The 13170-nt window shown below is 36.7% G+C and carries 13 protein-coding genes and 1 riboswitch; of the genes, 8 read left to right on the plus strand and 5 right to left on the minus strand.

Features of this window, described 5'->3' with window-relative positions:
- The first annotated feature begins 146 nt into the window (after positions 1-146).
- Positions 147-1907 carry a gamma-glutamyltransferase gene (gene ggt, locus O1A01_RS03880; RefSeq protein WP_270065601.1) on the plus strand — a complete coding sequence of 587 codons (1761 nt, stop codon included), beginning with the start codon at positions 147-149 and terminating at the stop codon, positions 1905-1907.
- 137 nt (positions 1908-2044) lie between these two features.
- A complete protein-coding gene (locus tag O1A01_RS03885; RefSeq protein WP_270065602.1) occupies positions 2045-2761 on the plus strand; it encodes a DsbA family oxidoreductase in 717 nt (238 codons plus the stop codon).
- A 404-nt stretch (positions 2762-3165) separates the two neighbouring features.
- On the opposite strand, the gene O1A01_RS03890 is transcribed toward O1A01_RS03885, so the two are convergent.
- The 3 genes from O1A01_RS03890 to O1A01_RS03900 form a co-directional block, all read right to left on the minus strand.
- Positions 3166-4179: a DUF3231 family protein gene (locus O1A01_RS03890; RefSeq protein ID WP_270065603.1), complete on the minus strand. Its 1014-nt coding sequence runs from the start codon at positions 4177-4179 to the stop codon at positions 3166-3168.
- A gap of 309 nt (positions 4180-4488) precedes the next feature.
- Positions 4489-4848, minus strand: coding sequence for an ArsR/SmtB family transcription factor (locus tag O1A01_RS03895; RefSeq protein WP_066415065.1), 360 nt, complete (start codon positions 4846-4848; stop codon positions 4489-4491).
- Entirely contained in the window at positions 4849-5268 is a 420-nt protein-coding gene (locus tag O1A01_RS03900) for an SRPBCC family protein (RefSeq protein WP_270065604.1), read from the minus strand.
- Between the two features lie 250 nt (positions 5269-5518).
- Between O1A01_RS03900 and O1A01_RS03905 the strand changes: the two genes are divergently transcribed.
- Positions 5519-6610, plus strand: coding sequence for a diguanylate cyclase (locus O1A01_RS03905; RefSeq protein WP_270065605.1), 1092 nt, complete (start codon positions 5519-5521; stop codon positions 6608-6610).
- A gap of 16 nt (positions 6611-6626) precedes the next feature.
- Here O1A01_RS03905 and O1A01_RS03910 read toward each other — a convergent pair whose 3' ends face one another.
- On the minus strand, positions 6627-6917 hold the full coding sequence (locus tag O1A01_RS03910; RefSeq protein ID WP_270065606.1) for a hypothetical protein: 291 nt from the start codon (positions 6915-6917) through the stop codon (positions 6627-6629).
- 166 nt (positions 6918-7083) lie between these two features.
- On the opposite strand from O1A01_RS03910, the gene O1A01_RS03915 reads away from it, so the two are divergent.
- Positions 7084-7671 carry a DUF421 domain-containing protein gene (locus O1A01_RS03915; protein ID WP_270065607.1) on the plus strand — a complete coding sequence of 196 codons (588 nt, stop codon included), beginning with the start codon at positions 7084-7086 and terminating at the stop codon, positions 7669-7671.
- 9 nt (positions 7672-7680) lie between these two features.
- On the plus strand, positions 7681-8973 hold the full coding sequence (locus tag O1A01_RS03920; protein WP_270065608.1) for a voltage-gated chloride channel family protein: 1293 nt from the start codon (positions 7681-7683) through the stop codon (positions 8971-8973).
- Between the two features lie 278 nt (positions 8974-9251).
- On the opposite strand, the gene O1A01_RS03925 is transcribed toward O1A01_RS03920, so the two are convergent.
- Positions 9252-9908 (minus strand): potassium channel family protein, encoded by a 657-nt coding sequence (locus tag O1A01_RS03925; RefSeq protein ID WP_270065609.1) that lies wholly within the window; start codon positions 9906-9908, stop codon positions 9252-9254.
- Between the two features lie 75 nt (positions 9909-9983).
- A riboswitch (cyclic di-AMP (ydaO/yuaA leader) is annotated at positions 9984-10127 on the minus strand.
- Between the two features lie 206 nt (positions 10128-10333).
- Here O1A01_RS03925 and O1A01_RS03930 point away from each other — a divergent pair.
- The 3 genes from O1A01_RS03930 (at position 10334) to O1A01_RS03940 (ending at position 13054) form a co-directional block, all read left to right on the plus strand.
- Positions 10334-11308 (plus strand): ABC transporter ATP-binding protein, encoded by a 975-nt coding sequence (locus O1A01_RS03930; protein WP_066415044.1) that lies wholly within the window; start codon positions 10334-10336, stop codon positions 11306-11308.
- Positions 11295-12068, plus strand: coding sequence for an ABC transporter permease (locus O1A01_RS03935; protein WP_270065610.1), 774 nt, complete (start codon positions 11295-11297; stop codon positions 12066-12068). The genes O1A01_RS03930 and O1A01_RS03935 overlap by 14 nt, the downstream gene beginning before the upstream one ends.
- Before the next feature lie 161 nt (positions 12069-12229).
- The gene (locus O1A01_RS03940) at positions 12230-13054 is read left to right on the plus strand and encodes an aldo/keto reductase (protein WP_270065611.1); all 825 of its coding nucleotides are present in this window, start codon (positions 12230-12232) and stop codon (positions 13052-13054) included.
- The last annotated feature ends 116 nt before the right edge of the window (positions 13055-13170 follow it).

Below are 13170 nucleotides of genomic sequence, written 5' to 3' on the forward strand. Positions count from 1 at the left end.
TATTTCTGAATATTCATTATAATTTACTATGTAAGGTGTAAAGAGAGGAGGGAAATGGTGTACAGCTAAGGCTTACTACATATGGGAATGTGTTCATTTGGATGAGTGTTAGCGTTATAAAAATAGTATATTAAAGGAGTGTTTTTTTGAAAAAATTACGTTTGTTTTTCTCTGTATTTGCTGTTTTATTACTATTAGTATCCCTTTTACCTTCTGCTGGATTAGCGAAAAAACCTGCGAATCCAACGAATGAAGTTGCAGTTGGAAAGGATGGAATGGTTTCAACTTCCCATCCATTAGCATCCGAAGTTGGTGCTGACATTTTAAAGAGGGGTGGAAACGCAATCGATGCTGCAATCGCCATTCAGCTAGCTTTAAATGTAGTAGAGCCGATGATGTCTGGAATCGGTGGTGGTGGATTTATGATGGTGTACGATGCGGAGGAAGATGAAACCATCATTATCAATAGTCGTGAGCGTGCCCCAGCTGGAGCAACTCCTGATATGTTTTTACGACCAAATGGAACTGTCATTCCGTTTCAAGAAAGAGTTCGTCACGGAAACTCTGTTGGTGTACCTGGAACTTTGAAAGGGTTAGAAGCAGCCCATGAAAGATGGGGATCCGTTCCTTTTCAGCAATTAATTACCCCAGCATTCCAGCTTGCACAGCACGGATTTTCAGTTGACCGACAACTTGCATTACAAATTGAAAATAATAGAGACAAATTAGCTCAAACAGCAGCTAAAGATGTATTTTTACCTAATGGAAATCCGTTAGAAGAAGGCGAGTGGTTAGTTCAACGTGATCTTGCCAAAACGCTCGGACTCATTCGAGCAAAAGGAACAGATGTCTTTTATAACGGAGAGATCGGTGAAGCTCTAGCAAATACAGTACAACAATTTGGTGGAAGTATGGTATTAGAAGATTTACAAAACTATGATGTAACGGTAGACTTACCGGTTTGGGGAGAATACAAAGGGTATGATATAGCAAGTATGCCACCACCGAGCTCGGGCGGAATATTCCTACTTCAAATGCTAAAAATATTAGATCATTTTGATATCGAGCAATACGACCGACAATCAGAGGAAGTGTATCATTTACTAGCGGAAGTAATGCATTTAGCATACGCTGACCGCGCGGCTTATGCAGGAGACCCAGAATTTGTAGAAGTACCAACGGTTGGATTGTTACATCCTGATTATATTTTAGAGAGAAGTGAACTAATCGACATCAACAATGTGAACCGAAATCCTCAGGCTGGTGACCCATGGAGATTTGAAGACGTTAGTCCAAATTACGAAGTGGTAAACCAAAATGATGATAAAGATATCGGGGAAACTACCCACTTTACAGTTGTGGATCAATGGGGCAACTTTGTTTCCTTCACAACAACAATTGAGCAAGTATTTGGCTCTGGCATTATGGTACCAGGGTACGGCCTAATGTTGAATAATGAATTAACTGACTTTGATGCAGTTCCTGGCGGGGCGAATGAAGTGCAACCGAACAAACGGCCGTTAAGCAGCATGACGCCAACAATTGTTTTTGAAGATGGGAAGCCGATTTTAAGCGTTGGCTCACCAGGTGGCCCGACTATTATTACTTCGGTGCTTCAAGTTATACTTAATATTATCAATTACGAAATGGGATTAGAAGAGGCAATTGCTGAACCACGAATCTATACGAACAATCTTAATAGCTATCGTTGGGAAGAGGGAATTCCAGAAGAAGCGATAAGTAGCCTGAACGAAATGGGACATCGTTTCCCAGCTAGTTCTGAATTAATAGGAAATGTACAAAGTATTTTCATTGATTATGTAAAAGAAGAATATGTTGGTGTCGCGGATGCTCGACGTGATGGTGCGTCGATAGGTTATACTCATCCAGGCAAAGGTAGAAAATAAACTAGTGATTGTCCACTTAGACGAACAAGAGTCTAAGTGGGCTTTTTTGCGTTGTCATTAAAAGCTCAATTGTTAGTAAATTTATGTCTCGAGTGTTAGGATAATTATATAAATATATAGAAAAGTGGTGTGTTAATTTGAAAATAGAAGTATGGTCAGATTATGTTTGTCCGTTCTGTTATATAGGAAAGCGTCGTTTAGAACAAGCACTACAAACTTTTCCACAAAAAGACAAGGTGGAAGTAACATTTAAAAGCTTTGAGTTACAACCTCATCTCCCAAGTGACCCTAATGTATCCGTTCATGAAATGTTAGCGAAGAAAATGGGCGCTACTATCGCGCAAGCGAAATCAATGAATGAACAAGTTATCCAGAGCGCAGCATCGGTTGGATTAGCATACAATTTTGATTCAATGAAACAAGTGAATACGTTAGATGCTCACCGTCTCGTGAAATTTGCAGAGCAACGTGGAAAAGCTGCGGAACTGACAGAGCGACTATTAAGTGCTCACTTCATTGAATCTCAATTCCTCGGGACAAATGAAACATTAATCTCATTAGCGGAAGAAGTTGGCTTAGACCGCGATGAAGTGCAACAAGTTCTTTCTAGTAACGCTCACTTAGAGGAAGTGCGTCAAGACCAAGTAGAAGGTCAACAGCTTGGCGTGCAAGGAGTACCATTTTTCGTATTTAATCGAAAGTATGCTATTTCCGGCGCACAACCGTTAGAAGTCTTCACGCAAACATTAACTAAAGTTTGGGAAGAAGAGAACGGTGCTACTCCATTACAGCAAGTACAATCAACTACGGGTGCTACTTGCACCGACGATGGGTGCGAAGTTTCAGAAAAGTAAACATGAAGCAAGTGGGGAAAACGATTCGTTCCGTCTCCCCCTTGTTTTTTTATTTATGAAAAATTTAATGCTGATGCTTCCTACTTTCCTTCCTGGGTTGGCGCAAAAGTGATTCGGGTTGGCGCAAAAGTAATCTCGGTTGGCACAAAAGTGATTCGGGTTGGCGCAAAAAGCAATCTCGGTTGGCACAAAAGTGATTCGGGTTGGCGCAAAAAGCAATCTCGGTTGGCTCAAAAGCCTTTCCAGTTGGCGCAAAAAGCAAACCGCAAAAATTATGGTGAACAAGAGTTATCCACAAAATATATAAGGAATACGAAATCTTCATGGAAGTTATCCAAGGATTCTGATAACTTTCCACAAACTTTTCCACAAAATAATGAAAAAAGGCTGTTGTCCACAGTCTACTACTTTTTCTTTATGAGCTTTTGACGGTCATCAGCAAGAGGCGGTTGTTCCAGCCAACCATGTTTGATTAGCAATTCGGCCCCATCTTCCGCATATAAGCCTACTTGTCCCATCAAACGAGTATACTCCGCTGAAAGGTCTCTTCTTTGTGAAACAGATGCCCCTGCTCCGAAATAGCCAATAGCAGCAGCAACTAAAATAACAATATGATTTAACATCAGCTTGTCTGAGTATGGAGGAGTAGTGGAGCTTGTTATTTCTGATACCCATGAAGAAGGAGATGCTAAATCATCCTTTGAAAGGATTGAGCTTAAAATGCTAAATTGCTTTTCACATAATTTTTTTCCTTTAAGGAAATACTGTTTTACATCTTTCGACTGACATACTTGTGCAAAACCAATTTCTAAAACAACTTTTATAATTACTTTTACCATATTGTAGCTTAATCCACTTATTTCCACGACACTCAAAGGACGATGATGGCCAAACCATCCAGTTAAATAATTTTGATGGTCAATGAAATCAATTTCGGAAGGTGCATTTACTCGTGGGGGCTTTCGATAAATACCTTTTTCTAGCATTACATCAACAATTTGTTTATATAACTCCATTGTTTCCTTATTACATTGCATGAAATATGAAATCTGATCAGCACGTGTTGAAGTAGCAACAGCTCCTGCGTAACCTGTTAAACCTAGTAATGTCATTACGTGCATATACACCATCATAAACGTATCGGTAAATAGAGCTGGAGCTTCTAAATTAACATCTTCCTCTACCGTAAAACCTTTAGGTATGGGGATATTCTCTTGTTCAAAAAAATGCGTAATCTTTTCAATATGGTCTTCTGCGATACGAAGTGCAAACTCGAGTACTTCTTTCATATCCTTATCTTTGGCCACCTTGACGGAATGGGTAAGAAAACATACCGACATCGAATCATTAATATATTGAGTCCACAAATTTGCCATTTCAGCAGAAGTAAGTTCGACATTGTGATTATAGCGTTTCATGTAACATCCCCCAAATTTAGTTTAAACGATGTTTTCCCATTAGTTTTTATAGAGGTTATTATTTGAGGTATTCTTTCTTTTATTCTACAAAATTTACAGATTAAAAAAGTTATGGCTGAGGACGCTTCGTGGAACGCAGGGTGGCAATCGCAAATAAACCAGAGATTACGGCAAATAACTCTGGTGATATTGCAAATAAAAAGTGATTACCGCAAGTAAACGAATTTAATCAAGGATCCGTAGCAGTTATTTTCAAAACAATTAAAAAAACAAGTGGAAAAAATGATTTGATTTCCCCACTTGCTTCATTCACTTCTTTTGCTCCTTTAATAAGGACAATGGTTCATTTTCTGTATCTTCATTCTCGACTAGATGCTGTAGAATGGACATTTTATTATCCCAAAATTGCTCGAAAAAGCTGAGCCATTCATTCACTTCCGTTAAAGTTTCTGGCTGTAGTGTATATCGTTTTTCCCTACCAACTTTTCTGCTCGTTACTAAGCTAGCTTCGGAAAGGATGTGCAGATGCTTGACGACAGCAGTTCGACTTATTGGAAAATGCGATGTAATTTCAGAAATAGGAAGTTCATTGTAAGCTAGTAAACGCAATACGTCTCTCCTAGTTGGATCAGCAATTGCTTGAAATACATCGTGCTTAGCAGCTGCCACTTATCCTTCGACTACCTTTCTTAACTTAGCATGTACGATATCTTCCCATCCATTATTCATGCGATCGCGAATGACGGCACTATCTTCATTAGGCTTCGTAATAACTGTATCAGCTGTTTTCCAGCCACTATGTATTAAGGTGAATTCCGTTTTTTCTTCGACTTCTTTTAATAGAAATGTAACAATCCAGCCATCCGTATCCCAAGAGAAAGAAATTTTATTTGGCTCCTCCACTTCTATCACTTTACAAGGGGATGGTCCGAATGGAGATTGAATATGAAATACATGTCCGACTCTAGGCTCAAAATCATTTGGCATAAACCAAGTACTGATTCCTTCTGCAGAAGAGACTTTTTCCCAAACTTTTTGAATAGGGGCATCAAAAATTGCTGTTTTCACGATATCTTGGATTTTTTGCATGTTTTACAAACTCCTTTAACTTTAAAGTAACACCATTAAGTGTTATTTATATCATATAACACCAATAGGTTTCACGTCAAACTCTCTTGAAATTTAGAACAGTTACGTTAGTATATTGCTTCAAAAATTACAATATTGTACTATTTACGACATTTTTTTCATTTTATTTACAATTTAAAATGGATGTGGTAGATTTAGCGTACTACTATATATGGTACAAATTACCTATGTTTAATAGGATGTGAATAATATGCATGAAGCAGTACAATCTGTGTTATCCAATATAGCAATTATTTTCATAATGCATTTACTAATAAATTTAGTTATTGTAAATAGGAAAGCATTTCTTAACAAAATATTATTTTCTATTGCATTAATACTAATTACGTCAATTGCTGTTATTATTTTGTTTTATTTACCAATCGTTTACGGAGATTTTCAATTTGATATGCGGTTTATACCACTCGTTTTTTTAGCATATAAATGGGGATGGAAGCATGCAATTCCGGCGCTCGTCATCGTAAGTTTATGGCGATTAGGTATAGGAGGACAAGGAGCGGTTCCTGGAGTTATTTTCGGAATGATGTTTCCTACTTTAATTTCTCTGTTTATGAAATGGCTCAAGCAAACAGAATTAAAGTCTCTAACACTACTAATAATTATTACGTTGTCTTGGCTTGCATCAGACTTACCAATTATCTTTTTTGTTCCTAACGGTTTACAAGTTTTCGCAGAAATGTCTATGTATCGATTGATGACGTTTCTTACAACGGCTTTCGCGTTACACTTTTTTATCGTAAATGCAGAAAAAGAGCTTTATTTAAGAGAAAGGCTTACGTTCTATGCAGAACATGATCCGTTAACTGGTTTAAATAACATTCGACATTTTGAGGAGAAAGTAAAAGCGTACAAGACGAAGATGAATAAAAATCGGTACATTATTATGTTAGACATTGACCATTTTAAATCTGTTAATGATGAATATGGTCATTTGAGTGGCGATATGATTTTAAAAGGCTTTGCCGATATTATGTTGGAAAAAGTTTCCTCCTATCACAAAGATGACGTATTCGCCGGAAGGTATGGAGGAGAAGAATTTATTATTTTCTTTGCAACAGATGCTAAAGAGGAGCTCATGCATTTCGCAGAATCGTTTCGCCAAGAAATTGAAAATACAGAGTTTATAACAGAGAGTACGGCGATTAAGAAAATAACGGTCTCATTAGGCATTTCCAAGTTTACTGAATCAAAAAGTTTATACGATATCATTTCTGAAGCGGATGAAGCGCTGTATGAATCGAAAAGAAATGGAAGAAATCAAGTTCAATATTTTGCAGATTAAAAAAGAGATTGGGGGATTAAACTCTCCCAATCTCTTTTCCGTTAATGATGATGATAATTTCGTTTATCTCTTCTTTTAGCTCTTCTTGTGTTACTTTTATTTTTAGTTTATAGAAAATATACACTGTAAGATAAAAGATGATTCCAATTCCAATCATAAGTAAACGAATTTGTAGAAGTATTAACGGAGAATAGAAACTACTGAGCATGAATGTGAAAAGCATACAAGAGGCTAGCACAATGGACCCAATTAGATAGAACCAGTACTCGTTCTTCGTTAACGGATAGTCCTTGTTTTGTATACTCATGAAGCACTCTCCTTTAAAGAATAGTAACCTTGTATAAACGTATGAAAAGTACATTTGAAAAAGAACTTACGGGCATGGACCGATTTTCTCCTAGAAATCAAATATTCTTTTCGATATAAGCCATACTAAACAATAGAAAAGCTACATACGGAAGGAAGATCCTATTTTGGATTTGCACTTTATTTGGAAATCATTTGTTATTGTTTTTGGCGGCATTTTAATTTTACGTTTAGCTGGTAGAAAGTCGATTTCACAATTAACTGTCGCACAAACAGTTTTAATGGTAGCTGTTGGGTCACTAATTATACAGCCAGTAGGTGATAGAAGTATATGGATTACGATGTTGATTACTTTATTACTAGTCCTTTTTTTAATTGTGGTGGAATATATCGTATTGAAGTCTGACAAACTAGAAACATTTTTTTACGGGAAATCCATTATAGTCGTTGAAAATGGAACCATTATTGATAAAAACTTAGCGAAGATTCGGTTAACTGTTGACATGTTAGAGGTTAGATTGCGGCAGCAAGGAGTGCAAAACATCAGCGACTTACAATGGGCAACGATTGAATCAAATGGTCAAATTGGCTATTTGTTAAAGCCGGAAAAACAGTATGCAACGAAAGAAGATATTCAAAAGTTACTAGCCCTTTTCCAAGCAAACGAACAAAATATAACAAATAGCACTAATAATCTTTTTACGGAAGTGAAGAACAAAATACATAAAGATGAACCCCCAACACATTTAAAATGAGGGATTCAAATGAATATTGCTTATAGAACTTTAATGGCTACATTACTTAAATGGATATTTTTCGGAACAATAATCGGCATGATCATTGGTTCCACAACAGCGCTTCTGTTAACGACCAATGATATGTTAGGAGAGACTCGAGAGAACAACTCATGGCTAATCTTTTTTCTTCCTCTAGGTGGGATTGTAATTGGCTTTATGTATACGAATTTTGGCAAAAGCTTTGGCAATAATTCTGCAAAAGGAAACAATTTAGTAATTGAAGGTGTGCATGGGAAAGTGAAAGTTCTTAAAAGGATGGGGCCGCTTGTTTACATAGGAACGTTTATAACTGTCCTATTAGGAGGATCGACAGGACGTGAAGGGGCAGCTATTCAAATGGGTGGAAGTGTTTCTCAAGCAGTAAACCAGTTTTTTAAAGTTTCCATTCTTGATAAAAAAATTTTGATCATGAGCGGTATTAGTGCTGGCTTTGGAGCAGCGTTTGGGACACCGATAACAGGCGCTGTGTTCGGTATGGAAATGGTAGCGTTAGGTAAAATGAAGTATAAAGCGTTAGTGCCTTGTTTAGTAGCTAGCTTTGTCGGTCACTATGTTACAGAAAAGGGCTGGGGAGTAGAACACGAAACGTTTATTATAAAAACGGTACCAGAATCGTCTTTTGCAACATATGGAAAAGTAATAGTAGTAGCCATTATTTTTAGTTTATTAAGTGTTTTGTATAGTCAATTACGGCACGGAATTCAAAGGATTTCCGAAAAATATACGAAGAAGAATCATATGGTAAGGGCGTTCGTTGGTGGAGTACTCATTGTCATTTTATTTTTAATAATCGGTTCACAAGATTATAATGGCCGAGGCTTGGATATGTTAGAGCAGTCGTTTAAAGAGGATGTACCACCATTTGCCTTTATAGCAAAATTAATTTTTACTGCCATTACGATGGGGACAGGCTTTGTAGGTGGAGAAGCCATTCCTCTATTTTTCATGGGAGCTACGTTAGGGAATACGTTATCGGAATATATCCATTTACCATTGTCGTTTCTAGCGGGGTTAGGGATGATTGCTACCTTTTGTGGTGGAGCGAATACACCAATTGCAGCATTCCTATTAGCGGTTGAAATGTTTGACGGAAAGGGAATAGAATTTTTCTTCGTTGCATGTCTTGTAAGTTATATATTCTCTGGGCATCATGGCTTATGGCCATCGCAAAAAATCTTTGCACCGAAAAGTAGGCTATACAATATTGAAGACGGTCTATCGATTGAGGATGTGGAGAAACAGAAACGACATAAAAAATGAAATAAAAGAAGGGCGCAAAAGAACCGGGGGTATCGCAAATAAAAGTGTGATTACCGCAAATAAGCCCGGTGTTATCGCAAACAAAAGGTAATTATCGCAAATAAGCCCGGTGTTATCGCAAATAACCCGGAATTACCGCAAATAAGCCCGGTGTTATCGCAAATAACCCGGAATTACCGCAAATAACATCGGTGTTAACACAAATAACCCGGGATTACCGCAAATAACATCGGTATTAACACAAATAACCCGGGTTTACCGCAAATAAAAACATTATTCTAAACCCCAACCTCTTCAAACCGTTGAATATCTTCGTTTCTACCGATCATAATTAAAAGGTCACCTTCTTTAATGATCTCTTCAGCAGATGGAGCTACAATAATATCACCGTCACGTTGAATTCCGATTAAATTACAACCGTATTTCGCCCGAAGATCTAGTTCAATGATACTTTTATTGTTTACTTTTTTTGATGCATGAATTTCTACAATACTATGATTATCCGATAGTTCAATGTAATCAAATATTTTATCAGACACGACGTGATGAGCGATTCTTCGTGCCATATCTTTTTCTGGTTGAATTACACGGTCTACTCCAATTTGCTCGAGCACTTTTTTATGGTACTTATTAATCGCTTTAACCCAAACTTGTTTTACACCAATTTCTTTTAAAATCAAACTAGTTAGCACACTTGATTCAATGTCTTCTCCCATCGAAACAATAGCGTGGTCAAAGTTACGAAGCCCTAAAGATTTTAATGTGTTTTCATCCGTTGCATTTGCTTGTACGGAATGGGTAGCAAATTCACTAATTCTACTTACGTTTTCTTCATCCTTATCAATCGCCAGCACTTCTACGCCAAGTGTAGAAAATTCCTCTACTATACTTCCACCAAAACGACCTAGACCGATAACAGCAAATTGCTTTTTCATTTGTTTTACCTCACTTTGACATAAAAAGACCATTCCTTGGCAGATCCGCAGAATGGTCTCTCATAATTTAGTAGACCCTTCTCTCAATTTGTTTACGAGGTTAGCTGTCGGATTAGAGGATGAGAGTCCTCTTCGTTCATAACGATACACCCCTAGAAACGAATAAACGTTTCGATTTGGTTCCCCCGCTCTTACAATAAGATTCAACATAAGGTTTTTGAAAAAAAGATAATTTAATTTGTTAATAAATGTACTCTTCAAAAACGGCACCGTCAATAGAAAATTGTAAATTTTTTAAAGCAAATAATAATCATTAACTATTCTTTCCATCTAGAGACGGAGTTAATATACAACCGGAGAGAGTTTTTTAAAAGGTTTTTTAAGAATACAATGAATATATAGACAATTACATTAGAGGTGATGGAGTGGAAAAAATAATTGAAGTTCGCGGGGTTAGTAAGCAGTATACGAAACGAAAAACGAAAGAAATAGTAACAGCGGTTAATAATGTTTCATTTGATGTTCATCGTGGGGAAGTACTAGGATTGTTAGGACCGAATGGTGCAGGAAAAACATCGACGATTAAGATGATATGTGGATTGCTACAGGCGGATGCGGGATCTATTCATATTAATGGATTAGATATAAATAAAAAAAGATTAAAAGCGTTACGCCATATTAGTGCAGTACTAGAAGGAAACCGAAACTTATACTGGCGTTTAACGGTTAAAGAGAATTTAGAATATTTTGCAGGTAATAGAGGTCGGTCACGGAAAGAAGTGATAGAAGAGGTAGACAAATTATTAGAGCAGTTCCACTTAAAAGAGAAGGAAAATGAACTAGTACAAGGATTATCACGTGGAATGCAGCAAAAACTTGCGATTGCCGTTTCGTTATTAGCGAATACGGAAGTAATTTTATTAGATGAGCCTACATTAGGATTAGATGTTGAAATTAGTTACGAGCTGCGCGAAATATTAAAGCAAATTGTTAAAGAAGAAAACCGAACGATTATTATAAGCTCGCACGATATGCCGGTAGTTCAAGAATTATGTGATCGAACGATTATTATTAATAAAGGTACAGTCGTTGTGGATGAAAAAGTGGAGAACTTGCTTAACTTGTTTCAAACGAAAGCATATTCTATTAAACTAGGTGAACGTCTTAATAGTAGGCAAAAAGAAGAGTTGTTACTGACTTTTCCATTAAGCACCTACACTGAAAACAGTCTTCAAGCGATTGTAGATGTAAATTTAGAGCGAAGTGAAGATATTTATAAACTGTTCGACATTTTTAAGATGGAAGCAACACTTGTCGAAAGCATTGACCGGACAACGATAGATTTCGAACAAGTATTTTTGCAAATCGTGAAGGGGGAGAAGCAATATGCAATTGTATAATGTACTTACCTCCAATGTGAAAAAAGAATATATCGAGTTGAAGCGGTATTTGCCGAATACAATAGCCCTATTATTAACATTTTACATTATTTTTCTAGGTGCATTTTTTGGAGTGATGTTTGTAGGAGATCCAGCATCTTTTGAATCAAACGTTCAATACTCTATCGTTAGTATTGTTTTTTGGGGCTTGACGATGACGACGATGAATTTTATCGGATACGCCATTATTACCGAGGCGATGAGAGGTACACTTGAACAGTTATATATGTCTCCTATGGGTGTTTGGAGAATCATGCTTACAAGAATGATTGGGCAATTCGTGTTGCAATCGTTCATTATGATTATCCTATTGTTTGCGGCAATGTTAACATCTGGACAATGGTTAAATTTAAATCCACTAACAACGATACCGATTATTTTCATTACGATGATTAGTATGTTTGGCGTAAGTTTTATGATTGCCGGCCTAGCAATTATTGTGAAACAAATTCAAGCGTTCCTACAAATCTTTCAATTTGTTTTAATGGCTCTCGTATTTGTTCCATTATCTGTAGCACCATATTTAGCATTCGCTCCATTCGTCAAAGGGGTAGATATGGTACGAACAGTCATGTTAGAAAATAGAGGGTTAACGGAATTTTTATGGACTGATTATGCCGTTTTAATTACAAATTCTTTAGTATACTTCATTGTCGGACTCATCGTGTTTCATCGTTGTGAAAGAATAGCAATGAAAAAAGGATTACTTGGGCAGTATTAACGAAAGGTGAGCCCGCCACCTGAATCCAATTTTTTCACTCGGGTATCATTTTCATTCGGCATCCGAACTTTTTTATGGTAAAATATTTTAGTATTTCGTTCTCTTTCCATTTTGTATAGAGAATGAAAACGAATAGTAGATAATTTAAGGAGGATTCGGAGATGAATTATGTTACATTAAACAACGGTTTGAAAATGCCTCAGCTTGGATTCGGTGTTTGGCAAGTAGCGGATGATGAAGCAACTGCTGCTGTTAAAAAAGCGATTGAAGTAGGGTATCGATCGATTGATACAGCTATGATTTATAAAAATGAAGTAGGCGTTGGGAAAGCGATAAAAGAATCTTCCGTACCTCGTGAAGAGTTATTTATTACAACAAAAGTATGGAACAGTGATCAAGGATATGAAAATACGTTACGTGCTTTTGATGAAAGCTTAGAAAGATTAGGTCTAGATTATGTAGATTTATACTTAATTCATTGGCCAACACCACAATTTGATCAGTACGTTGATACATATAAAGCGTTAGAGAAGCTTTACCATGATGGACGTGTGAAAGCAATTGGAGTTTGTAACTTTGAAATTGAGCATTTAGAGCGTCTTTTAAACGAATGTGAAGTAACACCAGTTTTAAATCAAATTGAGTGTCATCCATACCTTTCACAAAATGAATTAAAAGATTTTTGTGCGAAACATAATATTTTTGTAGAAGCATGGAGTCCACTAGAGCAAGGTGGAGAAGTGTTAAAAGATGAAGTCGTTCAGCAAATTGCCGAAGCACATCAAAAGTCTCCTGCTCAAGTAGTGTTACGTTGGCACTTGCAAAATAACACGATTGTTATTCCTAAATCAGTAACGCCTTCTCGAATCGAAGAAAACTTTAACGTGTTTGACTTTGAACTTTCTTTAGATGAGATGGAAAAAATAAATGCAATCAATAAAGATAGACGTAGAGGGAAGCATCCGAAGGAAATGAATGTTCGATAAAAAGTAGTAAAAAGGGTCAGATACTGTTCTGCCCCTTTTTACATTTCAACAAATGAGTGATTACTCACTTTACAGACATTGAAAAAACGTTTATGATGAAAATAATGAGTGATTAC

The organism is Sutcliffiella sp. NC1 (assembly GCF_027594365.1).
GTDB lineage: Bacteria > Bacillota > Bacilli > Bacillales > Bacillaceae_I > Sutcliffiella > Sutcliffiella cohnii.